The 19,419-nt window shown below is 70.5% G+C and carries 16 protein-coding genes; 13 read left to right on the plus strand and 3 right to left on the minus strand.

What is annotated here, in order from left to right:
• Nucleotide 1 precedes the first annotated feature (1 nt).
• Complete coding sequence (locus AC5YDA_RS10680; RefSeq protein ID WP_496192973.1) at nucleotides 2–1,207, plus strand: DUF480 domain-containing protein; 1,206 nt, start codon at nucleotides 2–4, stop codon at nucleotides 1,205–1,207.
• 85 nt (nucleotides 1,208–1,292) lie between these two features.
• Here the strand turns inward: AC5YDA_RS10680 and ygfZ are convergent, their stop codons facing one another.
• Together ygfZ and AC5YDA_RS10690 are read right to left on the minus strand one after the other, a co-directional pair.
• On the minus strand, nucleotides 1,293–2,210 hold the full coding sequence (gene ygfZ / locus AC5YDA_RS10685) for a CAF17-like 4Fe-4S cluster assembly/insertion protein YgfZ (RefSeq protein WP_496192974.1): 918 nt from the start codon (nucleotides 2,208–2,210) through the stop codon (nucleotides 1,293–1,295).
• 1 nt (nucleotide 2,211) lies between these two features.
• Entirely contained in the window at nucleotides 2,212–2,727 is a 516-nt protein-coding gene (locus tag AC5YDA_RS10690; RefSeq protein WP_496192975.1) for a heme-binding beta-barrel domain-containing protein, read from the minus strand.
• A gap of 92 nt (nucleotides 2,728–2,819) precedes the next feature.
• Here AC5YDA_RS10690 and AC5YDA_RS10695 point away from each other — a divergent pair, with 92 nt between their 5' ends.
• The 12 genes from AC5YDA_RS10695 (at nucleotide 2,820) to AC5YDA_RS10750 (ending at nucleotide 18,000) form a co-directional block, all read left to right on the plus strand.
• Nucleotides 2,820–4,328, plus strand: a complete 1,509-nt coding sequence (locus tag AC5YDA_RS10695) for a hypothetical protein (protein ID WP_496192976.1) — start codon at nucleotides 2,820–2,822, stop codon at nucleotides 4,326–4,328.
• A gap of 13 nt (nucleotides 4,329–4,341) precedes the next feature.
• On the plus strand, nucleotides 4,342–4,782 hold the full coding sequence (gene dtd / locus AC5YDA_RS10700) for a D-aminoacyl-tRNA deacylase (RefSeq protein WP_496192977.1): 441 nt from the start codon (nucleotides 4,342–4,344) through the stop codon (nucleotides 4,780–4,782).
• Between the two features lie 60 nt (nucleotides 4,783–4,842).
• A complete protein-coding gene (locus AC5YDA_RS10705) occupies nucleotides 4,843–5,511 on the plus strand; it encodes a winged helix-turn-helix domain-containing protein (RefSeq protein WP_496192978.1) in 669 nt (222 codons plus the stop codon).
• Nucleotides 5,512–5,573: 62 nt separating this feature from the next.
• Nucleotides 5,574–8,741 (plus strand): DEAD/DEAH box helicase, encoded by a 3,168-nt coding sequence (locus AC5YDA_RS10710; RefSeq protein ID WP_496192979.1) that lies wholly within the window; start codon nucleotides 5,574–5,576, stop codon nucleotides 8,739–8,741.
• A gap of 37 nt (nucleotides 8,742–8,778) precedes the next feature.
• Nucleotides 8,779–9,633: a mycothiol synthase gene (gene mshD, locus AC5YDA_RS10715; RefSeq protein ID WP_496192980.1), complete on the plus strand. Its 855-nt coding sequence runs from the start codon at nucleotides 8,779–8,781 to the stop codon at nucleotides 9,631–9,633.
• A gap of 20 nt (nucleotides 9,634–9,653) precedes the next feature.
• Entirely contained in the window at nucleotides 9,654–11,759 is a 2,106-nt protein-coding gene (locus tag AC5YDA_RS10720; RefSeq protein WP_496192981.1) for an RNA degradosome polyphosphate kinase, read from the plus strand.
• Nucleotides 11,756–12,643, plus strand: coding sequence for an NUDIX hydrolase (locus tag AC5YDA_RS10725; protein WP_496192982.1), 888 nt, complete (start codon nucleotides 11,756–11,758; stop codon nucleotides 12,641–12,643). The genes AC5YDA_RS10720 and AC5YDA_RS10725 overlap by 4 nt, the downstream gene beginning before the upstream one ends.
• Nucleotides 12,644–12,883: 240 nt before the next feature.
• Nucleotides 12,884–13,987: a phosphate ABC transporter substrate-binding protein PstS gene (pstS, locus tag AC5YDA_RS10730; RefSeq protein WP_496192983.1), complete on the plus strand. Its 1,104-nt coding sequence runs from the start codon at nucleotides 12,884–12,886 to the stop codon at nucleotides 13,985–13,987.
• A gap of 124 nt (nucleotides 13,988–14,111) precedes the next feature.
• Entirely contained in the window at nucleotides 14,112–15,080 is a 969-nt protein-coding gene (gene pstC / locus AC5YDA_RS10735; protein ID WP_496192984.1) for a phosphate ABC transporter permease subunit PstC, read from the plus strand.
• Nucleotide 15,081: 1 nt separating this feature from the next.
• On the plus strand, nucleotides 15,082–16,143 hold the full coding sequence (gene pstA / locus AC5YDA_RS10740; protein WP_496192985.1) for a phosphate ABC transporter permease PstA: 1,062 nt from the start codon (nucleotides 15,082–15,084) through the stop codon (nucleotides 16,141–16,143).
• An 18-nt stretch (nucleotides 16,144–16,161) separates the two neighbouring features.
• Nucleotides 16,162–16,941, plus strand: a complete 780-nt coding sequence (pstB, locus tag AC5YDA_RS10745) for a phosphate ABC transporter ATP-binding protein PstB (protein WP_496192986.1) — start codon at nucleotides 16,162–16,164, stop codon at nucleotides 16,939–16,941.
• 123 nt (nucleotides 16,942–17,064) lie between these two features.
• A complete protein-coding gene (locus AC5YDA_RS10750) occupies nucleotides 17,065–18,000 on the plus strand; it encodes a DUF2510 domain-containing protein (RefSeq protein WP_496192987.1) in 936 nt (311 codons plus the stop codon).
• Between the two features lie 4 nt (nucleotides 18,001–18,004).
• On the opposite strand, the gene AC5YDA_RS10755 is transcribed toward AC5YDA_RS10750, so the two are convergent.
• Nucleotides 18,005–19,399 carry a mycothione reductase gene (locus AC5YDA_RS10755; protein WP_496192988.1) on the minus strand — a complete coding sequence of 465 codons (1,395 nt, stop codon included), beginning with the start codon at nucleotides 19,397–19,399 and terminating at the stop codon, nucleotides 18,005–18,007.
• Nucleotides 19,400–19,419: the final 20 nt, after the last annotated feature.

The raw sequence follows: 19,419 nt of genomic DNA on the forward strand, positions 1-19,419 counted from the left end.
CGTGTTGCCCGAACTCGACGCCCTCGACCAACGCATCCTCGGGAGCCTGCTCGAGAAGCAGGCGACGGTGCCCGCGTCCTATCCCCTCAGCGCCAACGCGCTGAAGTCCGCCTGCAACCAGGCCTCCAGCCGTGAGCCTGTCACCGACCACGACGACGCGACGCTGCTGGAGGGCCTGAAGAGCCTCAAGGAACGCGGCTTGGTCCGGTTCGTCTGGGCGGGCAAGGGATCCCGTGTGTTGAAGTACCACCACTTGGTCGACGAACTGCTCGACCTGACAGCCGGCGAGCGGGCCCTGCTGACCGTCCTGCTGCTGCGAGGTGCCCAATCGGCGGGCGAACTGCGGACTCGGACCGAACGCCTCCACGCCTTCGCCGACAAGGAGGGGGTGACCGAGGCGCTCACCGCGATGGCCGGCCGGCCGGAACCCCTCGTCCGCGAGGTCGGCATGCGTCGCGGCCAGCAGGAGAGCCGCTGGGTCCACGCGCTGGGCCCGGTCGCCGAGCCGTCGGGCGCTGCTGCCGCCGAGGCGTCCGGACCCGACCGGGAGTCGGTGCTCGCCGACGGTGCCGCGGCCCGGGACGCGGCGGTGGTGGCGGCCTGGGACGCCGTCTCCGCCGACTGGTCGGCGGCGCACGTCGACGACCTCACCCGCCAGCCCCTCGAGGTGTGGCTGCTCGAGCGCGTCGTCGACCTCGCCGGTGAGGATCCGATCCTCGACCTGGGCTGCGGCCCCGGCCACGTGGCCGCGTTCCTGGCCGACACCGGGGCGTCCGTCAGCGGGGTGGATGTCTCACCGGCGATGGTCGCCCTGGCGAAGGAGACCCATCCCGACCTCGACTTCGCCGTGGGGGACCTGCGTTCGCTGCTGCGCCCGCGCTCGGCGCCCGCGTGGGGTGCCGTGCTGGCGCTGCAGTCCCTGCTGCACTTGGCTCCCTCGGAGCTGGCACCGGCGGTGGCCGAGATGGGCCGCGTGCTGCGTCCGGGCGGCTCGCTGCTGCTGACGGTCGTGGTGGGCGACCGGGTGCGCCCCTGCCCGGAGTTCCTGGGCCACCCGGTCGATGTGATGGTCGTCGAGCACGACCAGGCCGACGTCCTGGCCGCGGTGGCGTCCGCCGGGTTGGTGGACGTCGAGTGGTACCGCCGCGGCCCGTTGGCCCACGAGGGCACGGCCGAGCAGCTGGCCGTGCTGGCACGGAAACCCTGACCCCCGAGACATTTCCGGGTGGCAGGACCCCAAGAATTCTTGGGGTCCTGCCACCCGGAAATGCAGCAAGGGGGGTCAGCAACCCTCAGCGCAGCTGGGGTCGCACGTGCAGGCCCACCTCGGGATCCACGATCGCCTCCTGGGCGGCCACCAGCCCATCGACCACCAGACGCGCCTCGAGCGGGATGTTCCGCTTCACCAGCGCCAGCCCGATCGGGCCGAGCTCGTGGTGGATGGCCGACGTGCCCATCCGGCCCACGGCCCTGCCGTCGAGCAGGACCTCCGAGCCGACCTCCGGCAGGCGTTCGTCCGAGCCGTCGAAGTGCAGCAGCGTCAGGCGGCGCGGCGGGCGTCCGAGCGTGTGGACCCGAGCGACCGTCTCCTGCCCCCGGTAGCAGCCCTTCTGCAGGTGGACGCCGGCGCCCAGGGCGAGCCCGTCCGGCATCGCCACCTCGTTGGGGATGGTCTTCTCGTCCGTGTCGAGGAAGATGCGTGGTTGCCCGGACGCGATGCGCAGCGCCTCGGCCGCCCATGTCCCGGCCCGCTCCTCGCCCAGGACGGCGTCCAGCTGATCGCGCGGAATGATCCGCGGGCCACCGGCGATGACGAACGCATGGGTGGCGCTGGCGTCGGCCAGTTCGAGCCGGGACGCGAACACCATGCGCCGCAACCAGGCGAGCAGGGCGTCGAGGTGACCCGGTTCCGTGGTGGCCCAGAAGGTCTCGCCGTCGTCGGTACCGGCGAGGACGTGTTCGATCCGGCCGTTGGGATCCAGCACGAACGCGGTCGTCCAGACGCCGGGCGCGAGGCCCTCGAAGGACTGGCTGGTGATCGCGTGCAGCCAGGTCAGCCGGTCGGGCCCGGTGATCGAGAACACCGGACGGTGCGACAGGTCGACCGTGGCCTGTGCGGCACTCAGGCGGCGCTGCTCGCGCAGCGGTTCACCGAAGTGCCACGCCACGCCGGCGTCCGGGCCCTCCTCGTTCGGGACCGCCCGGCCCATGTCAGGACCCCACGCGGTTGAGGGTGGCCCACATGTAGGGGCGCAGCGGGACATCGGTCGTGGCCCGGTCGAAGCTGTACATGAGCTGGCCGTTGACGTTGCCGTAGAGGCGGCGTCCGGCCGAGTACTCCACGAGCGCGCTCGGCGAGCGGACGACGGCATCGGTCGTCAGGTCGACGCGCCCCGGCTGCAGCTTGCCGAACCAGATCTCGGAGTAACCCTCGGGGCTGCACATGACGACGTCGGTCTCGGCCTTCTCGTTGGCCCGCCAGAAACCCGTCTCGAGGGTCAGCGGACGCTGGGGTCGACCCTGGGCGTCCAGCAGGAACATCTGAGCGAGGTAGTGCAGGTAGTCGCCGCCGTTCTCGACGAAGTCGATCTGGACGCCGAACTCCACCTTCTCCTCGCCCGGCCATTCACGGTAGCCGGTGCCCTCCCAGCGGCCGCGCAGCCAGGCCAGGCCGGCGAGGGCGGGGTTGAGGTCGGACGGGATCTCGAACACGGGCTTCTCCTTCACAGAACGTCTCCTCCCCAACGGTCGCGCGCCGCGGATGATTCCGCAACCCGGGCGGTCGTCCGACCAACTCGCGGGCGGCTAGGGTGGACGTGATGATCCAGCGACGAAGCCTCCTGACCGGCGCCGCCGCAGGCGCCCTCCTGGCGGTCACGGGCTGCACCGCCGACGAACGGCCGCCCGGTCCGCAGCCCCCGAACAGCACCGAGACCCCGCGCATCGACCCCCGGGCCAACGCGGTCCTGACCAGGACCCCCGCCGGCGACCTGGTGGTTCCCAGCGGCCCCGAGGGCGCGCTCGTGGCGTCCCGCGCGGTGCTGGCGGCAGCGACGGTGGTCGTGGTCGTCGGCGCTGCTGCGGACGCCTCCCCTCACGCGACCGCGGCACGCCTGGCCCGCGAGCTGGGCATCCCCGCGTTCGTCGACGCGCCCGGGCTCGCGGCCGAACTCGACCGCCTCCAGACCCGCACGGTCCTCGCGTACGGCACTCCGCAGCACGTGGGTGGCCGCGCATCGGTCGCCGCCCCGGCCACGGCGGCCGAGGTCGACCTGCCGGGACTGCCCGCCCGGGCGGAGGCTCCACCCGTGCTCGCGCTGGTCTCGGGCCCTCTGGACCCACTCACCGACGCCGTCCTGAGTGCGGCCGGGGTTCCCCCGGCCCTGACCCTCATCGGTCCGCACCCGGGGGTCACGGCGGAGTCCACCGCAAGGGTCCGCGCGCACCGGGGCCCACTCCTGGCGGTGGGGGAGGGCTTCGGCACCGACCAGCAGTTCGCCGGACAGGTCGAGGTCACCCGCACGGCGGCCGAACTGCCGGGGGGTGGCATCGCCCCCTTCCCGGGCCGGCACATGATCGCGCTCTACGGCCACCCGGAGACGGCTGGACTGGGCATGCTGGGCGAGCAGCCCCCCGCTGAGGCGGTCACGCGCCTGAACAGGCTCGTCGAGGAGTACCGCGCGCAACTCCCCGGCCAGACCGTGGTCGGGTCCTTCGAGATCATCGCCACCGTGGCCTCGGCCGGGGCCGGCGAGGACGGTGACTACAGCTACGAGACCCCCGCCGAACTGCTCCTCCCCTGGATCGAGGCGGCCGAGGAGAACGACATCTACGTCGTCCTCGACCTGCAGCCGGGACGCACCTCCTTTCTGGAGCAGGCCAAGCGGTACGCGGAGTTGCTCAAGCGTCCCGGCGTGGGCCTGGCGCTCGACCCGGAGTGGCGGCTCAAGCCGAACCAGAAGCACCTGCGCCAGATCGGGCAGGTGCAGGTCGACGAGGTCAACGAGGTGGGCGCGTGGCTGGCCGACCTCGTGGCCGAGCACAGGTTGCCCCCGAAGGTGCTGACGCTGCACCAGTTCCAGACCCGGATGATCGTCGACCGCGCCCGCCTCGACACCTCCCGGCCAGAGATCCAGTACCTGGTGCACGTGGACGGCCAGGGTGGGCAGGGCGCCAAGCAGGACACCTGGAAGGCCATCAAGCGTGACCTGCCCCCGCACACCCACCTCGGCTGGAAGAACTTCGAGGACGAGGACCTCCCGATGCTCACCCCCCGGGAGACCATCGAGCAGGTGCACCCGACCCCGCAGTTCATCTCCTACCAGTGACGAGGGCGGCAACATGAGAGTGGTGCTCCAGCGGGTGGCGCGGGCGTCGGTCACCGTGGACGGCGCGGTCGTCGGGTCCATCGACGGCCCCGGACTCTGCCTGCTCGTCGGCGCGACCCACACCGACACCCGGACCGACATCGACCGCCTGGCCGACAAGGTCTGGCGGCTGCGCGTCATGCGCGACGAACTCTCGGCGTCCGACCTCGGGGCCCCGATCCTCGTCGTGAGCCAGTTCACGCTCTACGCCGACGTCCGGAAGGGGCGGCGTCCGTCGTGGAGCCGAGCCGCCAGCTCAGTGGTGTCGGAACCCCTGGTGGAGGACTTCGTCGAGGCGCTGCGCTCGCGAGGGGCCCGTGTCGAGACGGGACGCTTCGGCGCGGACATGTCCGTCGAACTCGTGAACGACGGCCCCGTCACGATCCTGCTCGACAGCAGCGACTGGGTGCACTGACGCGGGGCCCGCCGGGAATAGACTGATCGTCGTCCGTTTTCCGGAACAGAGGGGGTGGCGATGGCCGACGTGCTCGCGGTCAGTCCCCGCGCCACCCCGGGAACGGGCGAGCCGGCCTTCGGCGTCTTGGCCCTCCTGTCCCACCCCGTCCGCGAACTCCTCCCCGACGCGGCCGTGGTGACCGAGGCGGCGACGGCCGACATCGTCGTCCTCGACGGCCGCACCGACCTCGCCGTGGCGCGTCAGATGTGCCGCCTCCTGGCAGCGGCCGGCAACGAGACCCCCATCCTGCTCGTGCTCCGCGAGGGCGGATTCGCCGCCGTGAACGGGGAGTGGGGCCTGGCCGACATCGTGCTGGACGGCGCCGGCCCCGCCGAGGTGGACGCCCGCATCCGGCTCGCCCTCCGCCGCCGGAGCAGCGACGGGATCGTCTCCGCCGGCGGCCTGGTCATCGATGAGGCCTCCTATTCGGCCGCGCTGGACGGTCAACCGCTGGACCTCACCTACACCGAGTTCGAACTGCTGAAGTACCTGGCCGGGCAGCCCGGCCGCGTGTTCACGCGCGAGACACTCCTGTCGGACGTGTGGGGCTACGACTACTACGGCGGCACCCGGACCGTGGACGTCCACGTCCGCCGCCTGCGCGCCAAGCTGGGCGTGGAACACGAGTCCCTGATCGGGACGGTCCGCAACGTGGGCTACCGCTTCAACCCGGACGGCCGGGCGTGACAGGTGCCGCCCAGTGACCCCGGCATGACATATCCGAGCGTGGCCGTACCATCGACGAAGCGATGAACACCTTGCCCGACTGGATCGCCACGCTTGGCGACAACGACCTCGAGCGCCGCTTCGGCGCTGAAACGGTCGCGCGCGGGCGGGCCTACGCCGACGAGGGGCGCGTGCGCGGTATCCGTGCGGCGGGGGATCTCGTGATGGCCACGGTGCTGGGCAGTGGCCGCGAGACCTACCAGTGCTCGGTCATCGCGACGGCCGGACCGACATCGCTGGTGGCGACCTGCACCTGTCCGGTGCGGCGCGACTGCAAGCATGGCGCGGCGCTCATCCTGACGGCCCGCCGCACTGTCGGGCGGCGCGGCACGGCTGCCTGGCAGGTCACCCTGAGCCCCTTGGTCCCCCGTCCCCACGCCGCCCACGGCACGACCCGCCTCGCCCTCCAGCTCAACGCCGCCGGGCGGGAGTTCTCGCTCCGGCCCCTGCGACCCGGCAACCGCGACACGTGGATCAAGGCGGGCGCGACGTGGGACGACGTCCGCAACTCCCCCGCCGTCTTCGACCACCAGCAGCGCGAGGTGCTGGTCGCCCTGCTCGAGTCGCGCCGCCGTAACGAGTTCGCCTATGGCCATCGCTCGGACGCCCTCCCCCTGGGGGAGTTGCGTGCCGACCTGTGGGACCTGCTGGCGCGTGCCCACGACGCCGACATCCCGTTGCTCGCCGGTGAGGACCAGTCGCGCCGCCCCCTCCCGACGCCGGAACTGCTCGACGAGCCCCTCCTGCCGGTGCTGCGCCTGGAGCGGAGGGACGGGGTCGTGTTGTCGCCCGTCGTCCGCTTCGAGGGGGGTGAGCTCGCCCTGCCGTGGGAGGCGTTCATCGGACGCCCGGCGCACGGCGCCATCTTCTCCCATGAGGGCCGCCTCCTGCTGGGCCGGCTCAGCCGCCCGCTGGACACCGCCGAGCACAACCTGTTCACGCAGCCGGGGGCGATCGCGATCCCCGAGGGGGACCTGTCCCTGTTCGGTGCCGGCTTCCTGCCCGCCCTGCGGCGCCGGATCACCGTCGAGGTCGACGACGACGTCGAGATCCCCGAGGCTGAACCGCCGCGGCTGGTGTGCAGCGTCGAGTTCGCCCAAGGCAGCGCCACCGTCCGGTGGTCCTTCCGTTACCGGATGGGCGAGACCACCCACACGCTGGGGCTGGCACCCACGGCGTCCGACCCGCCGGTGCGTGACCCGGAGGCGGAGGCAGGCCTGGCCGCGCTCGTGCCGGCGGGTCCGTGGAGCGTCGAGGGCACGCGCGGCGAGGCGGCACTGCGTCCGGCGTTCCTGACCGGTCGCGCCCTGTTCTCGTTCACGGCGCGCACCCTGCCCGCGTTGGAGGAGCTCGACCGGGTGGAGGTCGAACTGGGGTCGGCAGCCCCGTCCTATCGCGAGGCCGAGTCCGCGCCGGTGGTGTCCCTGACCGTCAGTGAGCCCCCGGCGGGTGACTGGTTCAACCTGAACGTGGAGGTGACGGTCGACGGCGAGTCGGTGCCGTTCGCCGAACTGTTCGCCGCCCTCTCCCGCGGGGACGATCACCTGCTGCTCGACTCCGGCACCTGGTTCGACCTCGACCGCCCCGAACTCGAACAGCTGAGGGCGCTCATCGCCGAGGCGCGCCTGCTGGCCGACCACGACGCGGACAGCTTCCGGCTCCGTCCCGAGCACGCGAGCCTGTGGGCGGAGTTGGTCGACCTGGGCGTCGTCGCCGAGCAGTCCGCCGCGTGGGCGGAATCGGTGGACGCCCTGCTCGACCTGGATCTGCTCCCCGAGAGGCCGACGCCGGCCGGGCTGGCCGCCGACCTGCGGCCCTACCAGCACACCGGCTTCTCGTGGCTCGCGTTCCTGTGGCGGACGAGGTTGGGCGGGATCCTCGCCGACGAGATGGGGCTGGGCAAGACGCTGCAGTCCCTGGCCCTGGCGCAAGGCGCCCACGAGGCGGGCGAACTGACGGCGCCGATGCTGGTCGTCGCCCCCACCTCGGTGCTCGGCACCTGGGTGACCGAGGCGGCGAAGTTCACCCCCGAGCTGCACGTCGTTCCGATCACCGAGACCCACAAGCGCCGCGGCACCGACCTCGCCGACGCGGTGGCCGGCGCCCACATCGTCGTCACCTCCTACACGCTGCTGCGGCTCGAGGTCGAGTCGTACGCCGATCTCGACTGGTCGGCGGTGCTGCTGGACGAGGCCCAATTCGTGAAGAACCACCGCTCGCAGGCCTACCAGGCGGTCCGCAGGCTGCGCTCCCGGGTGAAGATCGCCCTCACGGGAACCCCGTTGGAGAACAACCTCATGGACCTGTGGTCCCTGCTGTCCATCACGGCGCCCGGCCTGTTCCCCCACCCCCAGGCCTTCACCGAGGCGTACCGCAAGCCCGTGGAGGCGGGTGACGCGGAGGCCCTCGCGCGCCTCCACCGACGGATCCGGCCCCTGGTCCTGCGCCGCACCAAGGCGGCCGTCGCCTCCGAACTGCCCGACAAGCAGGAGCAACTGGTCCCCATCGAATTGTCGGGGCAGCACCGTCGCCTGTACGACCGACACCTCCAGCGGGAGCGGCAGAAGGTGCTGGGGCTCGTCGGCGACCTGGGCCGCAACCGGGTGACGATCCTGCGCTCCCTCACGCTCCTGCGGCAGTTGGCGCTCTCCCCGAACCTCGTGGACGGCGACTACCCCGCCCAGTCGGCGAAGATCGACACGCTCCTGGACCTGCTGGGAGAGGTCGTCGCCGAAGGCCACCGCGCGTTGGTGTTCAGCCAGTTCACCGGGTTCCTGCGCCTGGTGCGGCAGCGACTCGAGGACGAAGGGATCACCTACGAGTACCTGGACGGCCGAACCCGCGACCGTGCAGCGCGGATCGCGTCCTTCCGCGAGGGCGATGATCCTGTGTTCCTGATCTCGCTCAAGGCCGGGGGCTTCGGGCTCACGCTGACGGAGGCCGACTACGTCTTCATCCTGGACCCCTGGTGGAACCCCGCCGCCGAGGCCCAGGCCATCGACCGCACGCACCGGATCGGGCAGGACAAGCCGGTCAACGTCTACCGGCTGGTATCGGCCGACACGATCGAGGAGAAGGTCGTCGCCCTCGCCGAGTCCAAGCGCCGTCTGTTCGACGAGGTGGTGGGGGCGGCGTCCGACATGGCGGCCCCCCTGTCCGCCGACGACATCCGTGGCCTGCTGGAGGCCTGACGCCGTGGGACCCAGCCCCGCCGGTTATGGTGGCGGGGTGGACCAGCTCACTTCGCTCACCAGCCCCCAGCGCGACGCCGTCGAGGCCCTCGCGGCTGCCGCGGCGGCAGCGGACGGTGTCGCGCCGCTGAACGAGGAGGCATTCCTCCAGCTCGGCCGCGAGGACGCGCTGCACTGGCTCGCCTCCCACGACGACCACTTGGTGGGCTATGCCCAGTGGCAACCGGCCAACGCAACCGGGCAAGTGGTCGTGCACCCCGACCACCGCCGCCGCGGGCACGGCACCGCGCTTTACGCAGCACTGGCCGCCGATGTCGCCGAGCCCGCCCTCTGGGCGTTCGGCGACCGCCACGCGGCCCAGCGCTTCGCGGCCAGGATCGGGCTGGTGCCCGCCCGCGGGCTGCACATCATGGAACGCGGCCTCGAGGCGAGTGCCCCACGGCCGGTACCCGGGGGGATCACCCTCCGCCCGTTCACCGATGCGGACGCGGACGCCTTCCTCACCGTCAACGCGGCGGCCTTCGCCGGCCACCCCGAGCAGGGCCACTTCTCGGCGTCCGACCTGGCCAGCCGCCGGGCCGAACCCTGGTGGGATCCGGCGGGCCTCATTCTCGCCGAGGACGACGAGGGCGTCGTCGGGTTCCACTGGACCAAGCGCCACGACGCCAACACGGGCGAGGTGTACGTCCTCGGCGTGCACCCGCGCGGGTCCGGGCGCGGCCTGGGAGGGGTCCTGCTCGATGCCGGCCTTCACCACCTCGCGGCAGGAGGTGCCAGCCGGGTGATCCTCTACGTGGACGCCGGCAACACCCCCGCTGTCGGCCTCTACCACCGCAGTGGCTTCCGGGTGGTCCACACCGATACGCTCTATCGCCCGGCTCCCCGGGACTGAACCCTGCGGCAGGAAGGCTGGTGACGAGCGTGCCCGAACCGTTGGCGACCCCGACGCTCCCCGGCGGCCGCTTCCACGATCGTGAGTTGTCGTGGCTCGACTTCAACAACCGGGTGCTCGACCTCGCCAAGGATGCCGCGCGCATCCCGCTGCTCGAGCGCGTCCGCTTCCTGTCGATCTTCAGCTCGAACCTGGACGAGTACTTCATGGTGCGCATCGCGGGACTCAAGCGGCGCATCGCGGCGGGACTCGCCCTGCCGGGGGCCTCCGGGATCCTGCCCCGCGACCTGCACGACATGATCTTGGCCCGGGTCCGGGAACTGACCGACGACCAAGCACGCGTGTTCTGCGACGAGGTGCGGCCCGCATTGGCCGATGAGGGCATCCGCATCGTGGGGTGGGACGCTCTCTCCCGTGCCGAGCAGGAGCGGATGGGGCGGTTGTTCGAGGAACGCATCTACCCGATCCTCACCCCGCTGGCGGTCGACCCGTCCCACCCGTTCCCCTACATCTCGGGCCTGTCGGTCAACATCGCCGTCCTGGTGCGCAACCCGGTCAACGGCAACCGACAGTTCGCCCGGATCAAGGTGCCCACGATCCTGCCCCGCTTCACGGCGCTGGAGGGCGGCCGCTACCTCACGATCGAGGACATCATCGGCCATCAGTTGCACACGCTGTTCCCCGGGACCGAACTGCTGGCGTGGACCACCTTCCGGGTCACCCGCAACGAGGACCTCGAGGTCGAGGAGGACGACGCCGAGAACATCCTCCACGCGCTGGAGCAGGAACTGCTGCGCAGCAAGGTCGGGCGCCCCCCTGTCCGCCTCGAGGTGGAACGCGGCATCCCCCAGGAACTGCTGGACGTCCTCGTGGACGAACTGGACGTCTCGGAGGCCGAGGTCTTCCACCTCCCCGCTCCCCTCGACCTGACGGGTCTGTCCGAGATCGCCGCCCACTCCGCGCGGGAGGACCTGAGCTACAGCGCGTTCCTGCCCCAGACGCACCCCGACCTGTCGGAGGTCGAGACCAGCAAGCCGGCCGATCTGTTCAGCGCCCTCCGCGAGCGCGACGTGCTCGTCCACCACCCCTACGACAGCTTCGCCACCTCGGTCCAGCGCTTCATCGAACAGGCGGCCGCCGATCCCGCGGTCCTCGCCATCAAGCAGACGCTCTACCGCACCTCCGGCGACTCGCCCATCGTGGACGCCCTCGTCGAGGCGGCCGAGGCCGGCAAGCAGGTGCTGGTCGTGGTCGAGATCATGGCGCGCTTCGACGAGAGGGCCAACATCCGCTGGGCCCGCAAGCTGGAACGCGCGGGATGCCACGTCGTCTACGGGCTGGTGGGGCTCAAGACCCATGCCAAGCTGTGCCTCGTCGTCCGGGACGAACCCGAGGGGCTGCGGCGGTACACCCACATCGGCACGGGCAACTACCATCCCAACACCGCCCGCCACTACGAGGACATGGGCCTGCTCACCTCCGACCCGGTCATCACCGAGGACGTCGGCCGCGTCTTCAACCACCTGTCCGGGGTCACCCGGGACATGGCGTATCGCCGGCTCCTGGTCGCCCCCCGCAGCGTGCGGACCGAACTGCTCGCCGCCATCGACCGCGAGATCGAGCACGCCCGCGCGGGGCGGCCCGCCGGCGTGCGGATGAAGGTGAACGCCCTGGTCGACGAGAAGGTCGTCGACGGCCTCTACCGGGCCTCCCGGGCGGGGGTGCCGGTCGACCTGTGGGTGCGCGGCATGTGCGTCGTCCGTCCGGGCGTGCCGGGCCTGAGCGAGAACATCCGGGTGCGCTCGATCCTCGGCCGCTTCCTGGAGCACAGCCGGCTCTACTGGTTCGCCGCCGGCGGTGAACCGCTGGTGGGCCTCGGCAGCGCCGACCTGATGCACCGCAACCTGGATCGCCGGGTCGAGGTGATCGTCCCGGTGCCGCACCGGCGCCACGCCGAGGCCATCGGGAACCTCTTCGACCTGGCCTTCGACCCCGGCACGGCTTCCTGGCACCTGGAGGACTCGACCTGGACGATGCGGACCACCGCTGAGGACGGGACTCCGCTGCTCGACCTCCAGGAACACCTCATCGCCACCCTCACCAGCAAGCGCGAGGAAGCACGGTGAAGGGCCGGGGCAGGCTGACGATCGCGGCCGGCACGGTGACGATCCGGGAGCGACCGGACCAGGAGCCGCACATCCTCCTGATCCACCGGCCCTCCTACGACGACTGGTCCCTGCCGAAGGGACACCTCGAACCCGATGAGTACGAGGCGGTCGCGGCCGGGCGCGAGACGCTGGAGGAGACGGGCGTGCGCGTCGCGCTGCACCAACCCCTGGGCGTGATCCGGTATCCCATCGGGAGCGGGACCAAGGTCGTCCACTACTGGCGCGCCCAGCCGATCGAGGCACGGGTGCGCGCGGCCGACAAGGAGGTCGACAAGGTCGCCTGGCTCACCCCCGCCGACGCGTTCACCCGGATGACCTACGACGACGAGAAGGACGTCCTCCGGCAGGCACTGACCTTCCCCGACACCACGCCGTTCCTCATCGTGCGCCATGCGAAGGCCATGGACCGCAAGAACTGGTCCAAGCGCGACCAGTACCGCCCCATCACCACGCGCGGACGCAAGCAGAGCAAGCGGCTGATCCCGCTGCTCGAGGCGTTCGGGGTCCGGTCGCTGGCGTCCAGCACCTCCACGCGGTGCGTGCAGACGTTGACGCCGTACGCGCGGAAGACGGGGATCGGGGTCGACGCCCGGGCGATGCTGTCCGAGGAGGTGGGCGAGGACAACCCGATCGGGGTCCGCACGGTCGTGCAACAGCTCGCGCGCGAGGCCGTGGAGTCGCGGACGCCCACCGCCGTCTGCGGCCACCGCCCCGTCCTGCCCGACATGCTGGAGGCGCTGGGCGTCCCGAACCGACCCATGCAGACCGCCGCGGCGATCATCGTGCACCTCGACGCGCAGGCGCGCGCCGTGGCGACGGAGTTCCACCGCCCCAGGAACTGAGGAGTTGCCGCACGGTTGCCGCACACGCGCCGGCCGGCCAGTAGCCCCGCACATACCGCTTCCACAAGGGAATTCGACTGGAGAAAAGCGCTTCTTGTCCAGATCGAGACAACTCGTTAACCGTTCGTTCACCTTGGCGATCGAATCTCTTCACGCCGGGTCCCTACCGTCAGAGACGGAAATTGGGTCCGACCAGTCCTCGGGGTCACTCCCCGAACGCTCGCTCGCAAAGGATGAACCTTGAAGCTCCAGAAGATCGGCGCGCCGCTCGCCGTCCTGACCGCCGCCGCCCTGACCCTGACCGCTTGCGCGGCCAACGAGGGCACCCCGGCCAACAACGCCGGTGGCAGCACTGCCGCCGCCTCCAGCCTCGAGGGCACCCTGACCGGTAAGGGCTCCTCGGCGATGAACGCCGCCCAGACCGCCTGGATCGCCCAGTTCCAGACCGCGAACCCCAAGGTCACCGTCAACTACTCCCCGGATGGCTCCGGCGCCGGCCGCGACGCCTTCAAGTCCGGTGCTGCCGACTTCGCGGGCTCGGACCGCGCGTTCAAGGACGAGGAGATGGGCGCCGGCAACTTCGCGAGCTGCGCCCCCACCTCCAACGCGCTGAACCTGCCGGTCTTCGTCTCCCCGATCGCCGTGATCTACAACGTCGAGGGCGTCAAGGACCTGCAGCTCGACGCCGCCGCGATCGCCGGCATCTTCTCGGGCAAGATCACCAACTGGAACGACCCGGCCATCGCCGCCCTGAACTCCGGCAAGACCCTGCCGGACGCCGCGATCACCGCCGTGCACCGCTCCGACAACTCGGGCACCACCGAGAACTTCACCGACTACCTCGCCCAGGCCGCTCCTGAGGTGTGGTCCGAGAAGGCTTCCGGCGACTGGCCGACCGCCTTCGCCGGTGAGGCCGCCAAGGGCACCTCCGGTGTCGTGGACGCCGTCAAGTCGGGCGCCAACACCATCGGCTACGCCGACGCGGGCCAGGCCACGGACATCGACTTCGTCCAGGTCAAGGTCGGCAACGAGCACTTCGGCCCCGAGGCCGAGGCTGCCGCCAAGCTCGTCGACAACGCCAAGAAGGTGGACGGCCGCGCTGAGCACGACTGGGCGCTCAAGCTCGACCGCAAGGCCGAGAACCAGTACCCGATCGCCCTGGTCGCCTACGCGATGGTGTGCGAGGAGTACAAGGACGCCGCCAAGGGCAAGCTGGTGAAGGAGTACCTCTCCTACATCACGTCCAACAAGGGCCAGAACGATGCGTCCGCCAAGGCCGGCAACGCCCCGCTGTCCTCCTCCATGGAGGCCAACGTCAAGGCGTCCATCGACTCGATCAAGTGACGCTGGTCGCCTGATATCCGAAGGCCCGCCCCGGTACTCTGGCCGGGGCGGGCCCTTCGCTTTGCCCTGTTTCCTCGCTCCCCGTCGGCCCGGGCCGGGCCCATGACATCTTGGGAAGGCATTCGTGAGCACCACCACCCAAGCGCGACCGGTAGAGCCGGGATCGTCGCTCGTCCCCAGCAAGCCGCGTGTCGGCGACCGGGTCTTCAAGGGCCTGTCCACCGGCTCGGGCATCCTGATCTTCATCATCCTCGGCGCCGTGGCGACGTTCCTGGTCGCCCTCGCCTTCCCCGCGCTGGTCTCCACCCCCGAGGAACTCGAGGCACGGGGCTTCGGTGAGTTCTGGTCGTGGGTCCTGCCGCTCGCGTTCGGCACCGTGTGGTCCGCCTTCTGGGCGCTCGTCTTCGCCGTCCCGGTCTCGATCGGCATCGCCCTGTTCATCTCGCACTACGCCCCCCGCCGGCTCGCCGCCGGCCTCGGCTACGTCATCGACCTGCTGGCAGCCGTGCCGTCGGTCGTGTACGGCCTGTGGGGCGGACTGGCCCTGGCCGGCGCGCTGCAGCCGCTCCACGTGTGGCTGACCACCTACCTCGGCTTCATCCCCCTCTTCTCCGGGTCACCCTCGGGCACCGGGCGCACCATCCTGACGACGTCGCTGGTCCTGGCCGTGATGATCCTGCCGATCATCACCTCCCTGTGCCGCGAGGTCTTCCTGCAGACCCCGAAGCTGCACGAGGAGGCGGCCCTGGCTCTGGGCGCCACGCGCTGGGAAATGATCCAGATGGCCGTGATCCCCTTCGCGCGGGCCGGAATGGTGTCCGCCATCATGCTCGGCCTGGGCCGCGCGCTGGGCGAGACCATGGCCGTCGCCATGGTGCTCTCGGGTGCCAACGTGATCAAGGTCGAGATGCTCAGCCAGCAGAATCCGATGACGATCGCTGCCCGCATCGCCCTTGACTTCCCCGAGTCCTCCGGCATCGCCGTCAACCAGCTGATCGCCGCCGGCTTGGTCCTGTTCGTGATCACGCTCGCGGTCAACATGGGCGCCCGCGCGATCGTGGCCCGCCGCGCCGCCTACTCGGGAGCCAACTGACATGACGACCCTGACTCATCCCAGCGCGGCAACCTTGACCGCGGGCCAACTGCCCCGGTGGATCAACCCGGCCCTGATCACCGTTGCCATCGTGCTGGGCATCCTCGCCAGCGCGCTGACGGGCGACTTCAACCCCGCCCTCGCCGCACTCTTCGCCTTCCTGCTCTACCAGGTCACGATCTACATCGCCTCCGCGAGCGTCGAGGGCCGCCGCAAGGGCACCGACCGGCTCATGCAGGGCTTCGTCTACGGCGCCTTCATGCTGGCCCTCGTCCCGCTCATCTGGGTGGCGTTCACCACGATCGCGCAGGGTGCGAACCGCTTCGACGCGATGTTCTTCTCCTACTCGATGCGCAACATCGTGGGCGAGGGCGGCGGCGCCGTCCACGCCATCTGGGGCACGCTCGCCATCACCGGCTTCGCGACGCTGATCTCGGTGCCGATCGGCCTGCTGACGGCCATCTACCTCGCCGAGTACGGTCAGGGCAGGGCACTCGCCCGCGGCATCACGTTCTTCGTCGACGTGATGACCGGCATCCCGTCCATCGTGGCCGGCCTGTTCGCCTACGCGCTGTTCGGCCTGTTGTTCCGCCCGGGCTTCGTGTCCGGCCTCTCCGGCTCGATCGCGCTGTCCGTGCTGATGATCCCGGTCGTCGTGCGGTCGTGCGAGGAACTCCTCCGCATCGTCCCCAACGAACTGCGCGAGGCGTCCTACGCCCTCGGCGTCCCGAAGTGGCGCACGATCCTCAAGATCGTCCTCCCGACCGCCATCTCCGGCATCATCTCGGGTGTCATCCTGGCCATCGCCCGCATCATCGGTGAGACGGCTCCGCTGATGATCGCCGCGGGGTTCACCCAGAGCACGAACGACAACTTCTTCTCGGGGCCGATGATGACGCTGCCCACGTTCGTCTACGGCCAGTACGCCTACCGCAGCGTGCCGCAGGAGGCGTTCGTCGACCGCGCCTGGGCCGGCGCCCTCACCCTCATCCTCATCGTCATGACCCTCAACCTCATCGGCCGTATCATTGCCAAGCGGTTCGCGCCCAAGGCCGGCCGGTAACAAGGAGTCCACAGCACAATGTCCAAGCGAATCGAAGCCAACGACGTCGACATCTACTACGGCAAGTTCAAGGCCGTCGAGGGTGTCAGCATGACCATCGAACCGCGGGCCGTCACGGCCTTCATCGGTCCGTCCGGCTGTGGCAAGACCACGTTCCTGCGCACGCTGAACCGCATGCACGAGGTCATCCCGGGTGCCTACGTCGACGGGGAGATCCTCCTCGACGGCGAGGACCTCTACGGCCCCGGCGTCGACCCGGTCAACGTCCGCCGCAAGGTGGGCATGGTGTTCCAGCGTCCGAACCCGTTCCCGACGATGTCCATCAAGGAGAACGTGCTCGCCGGCCTGCGCCTCAACAAGAAGGGCCTCTCCAAGTCCGAGCAGGACGACATTGCCGAGAAGGCGCTGCGCGGCGCCAACCTGTGGGAGGAGGTCAAGCACCGACTTGACCTGCCCGGCTCCGGCCTGTCCGGCGGCCAGCAGCAGCGCCTCTGCATCGCGCGCGCGATCGCCATGTCCCCCGAGGTCCTTCTCATGGACGAGCCCTGCTCGGCCCTCGACCCGATCTCGACCCTGGCCATCGAGGACCTGATCCAGGAGCTGAAAGCCAACTACACGATCGTGATCGTGACCCACAACATGCAGCAGGCCGCCCGCGTCTCCGACACCACGGCCTTCTTCAACATCGCCGGCACGGGCCAGCCCGGCAAGCTCATCGAGATGGACACCACCGAGAAGATCTTCTCGACCCCGTCGGTCAAGGCCACCGAGGACTACATCACCGGCCGCTTCGGCTGATCGGCATCCGCGGCGCTGGCTCGCCGGCGCCGCCCGAATGCATTTCCGGGTGGCAGGACCCCGAGGATTCTCGGGGTTCTGCCACCCGGAAATGCGTCGGGGGCGCCCACCTAGACTCGGGGCATGAGCGAGGCAGGGTGGTACCCCGATCCCGGCGGCCAGCAGGGGCTGTTCCGGTGGTGGGACGGTTCGCAGTGGACGACCCGGGTCACGGACCAGCCGTACGCGGGTCCGCCCCGGCCTGATCCGTACCAACCCTTCGACGCCTCGACCGGCACCGGGCCCCTGCCGATGCACGACGGCGGCCAGGGGGCGGGCCGGGATTGGCAGGACGCCTACGGTGACACGGGCCCCCGCCGCTCCGGCCGTGGCCCCCTGGTCGTCCTCGGACTGGTCGGCATCGTGCTCGTGGCGCTGGTCGTGGCGTCCCTCCAGTTGCTCGGGGGCGGACGCCTGGGCCCGTTCGGTGGCGATCGGCCGGCGTCCAACCCGACGGCCAACGTGTGCCCGCCCAAGCGCATCCTGACCGAGCCCACCCAGCACACCAACCCGCCCGGACGGGTGCAGGGCGGCAAACTGTCCTACCCGCAGCTGGGCGAGCCCTGGGGACCCGTCGAGCAGGAGGTGCGCGTCCCCTTCGGGCGCGACGTCTACGGCCAGTCCGTGATGGTCGAGCCGAACTACGAGGGCAACGCCAGCTGGGTCGCGTCGATCGTCGTGGGCGAGCTCGTGGCCGGCGACGGCTTCTTCGACCCCCGGCAGGGGGCCCAGATCATCACGCAGTGCGTCCTGGGCGTCTTCTACGCCGACGCGGAGGTGGCACGCTCCGACCGCGTCAGCCAGGCCACGACCGTCGACGGGCACGATGCGTGGGTGACCGAGATGCACCTCACCTTCGACATCCCGAACCTGAAGGAGAAGGGCGAGACCGCGATCATCATGGTCGTCAACACCGGCCCGGAATCCGCGAGCCTGTACTACGCCTCGATCCCCGACAGCAGGCCGGAGCTGCTGGCCACGGCCCGGCAGGTCCAGGGCCAGCTGCGCGTCGAGTCCTGAGGCCTCACGAAGCGGTCAGGCCCAGCTCCAGCAGCGCGTTCTCGACGACCTCGGGCAGCGCCGGGTGGATCCAGTACTGTCCCCGCGCCATCGTGGGCACGTCGAGCCCGGTCGCCATCGCCTGGATCACCGGCTGGATGAGGGAGGACGCCTGCGGCCCGATGATGTGACCCCCGAGCAGCTGCCGGGTCTGCTTGTCGGCGATGAGCTTCACGCAGCTGTGGGTGTCCTCCAGGGCCCACCCGTAGGCGGTGCTGCCGTACTCCTGAACCGCCACCGCGACGTCGAACCCGGCGGCGCGGGCCTCGGTCTCCGTGAGTCCGACCGCGGCCACCTGCGGGTGTCCGAACACCGCGTGCGGGATCGGGCCCAACACGTTGGTCATCGGAGCCTCGGGGTGCAGCAGGTTGTGCTGGACGACCCGCGCCTCGTGGTTGGCCACGTGCTTGAGCATGGACGGCGAGGAGACGTCGCCCAACGCCCAGACCCCCTCGACGTTGGTGCGCTGCTGCTCGTCGACGACGATGAAGCCCTCCTCGTCCGTGGCGATGCCGCCGGCCTCGGTGTCCACCCGGTCGCTGTTGGGGCGGCGCCCTGTCGCCACGAGCAGGAGGTCGCCCTCGATGACGTGTTCCTCACCGCCGTTGTCGACGGTGAGGATGCGGACACCATGGGCGTCCGCATCCACGCGCCGGGTCACGTGCCCCAGGCGGAGGTCGAAGTGCTCGACCGCCGCGGTGGTGTAGCGGCGGGAGATCTCGTCGTCCTCGCGTCGGAGCATGACGCCTGACCGGGCCACCACCGTGACGCGGGCGCCGAAGGCGGAGAACACGTGGGCGAACTCGGCCGCGATGAAGCCCCCGCCCAAGATGACGATCCGCTCGGGCAGTGCCTCGATCCGCATGACGGTGTCGGAATTGTGGACGCGCTGGGACGCCCACGCCTGGGCCAGGCCCTCGATGGTCTCCGGGGAGGTGCAGCGCGAACCGGCGCCGACGACGATCCTGTCGGCGGTGATGGTCTCGCCCGCGACCTGGAGCGTCCGCTCACCGACGAAGCGCGCGGTGTCGCGGTACAGGGTCACGTTGGCGGCCTGGGCGCGCCAGGCCTCCCCGCCGGAGCTGATGGGGTCGATGCGGCCGAAGATGCGGTCCCTGACCGTCCTCCAGTCCGCGGTGGGTTGCGGTGCCGTGACGCCCATCGCCGCCGCACCCTCCGGAGCACGCAGGGCGTCCGCCGGCAGCACGAACATCTTGGTGGGGATGCAGCCGTGGTTCAGGCAGGTGCCACCGAAGCGGACCCCGTCGTCGATCAGAGCGACGTCCCAGTCGTCGAAACGTGCGTCGACGATCGAGTTGCCGGAGCCGGAGCCGATGATGATGAGGTCGAAGTGGCGCACGGCGCCAGTCTTCCAGAAGG

The sequence above is a fragment of the Propioniciclava sp. LT294 genome, assembly GCF_059516005.1.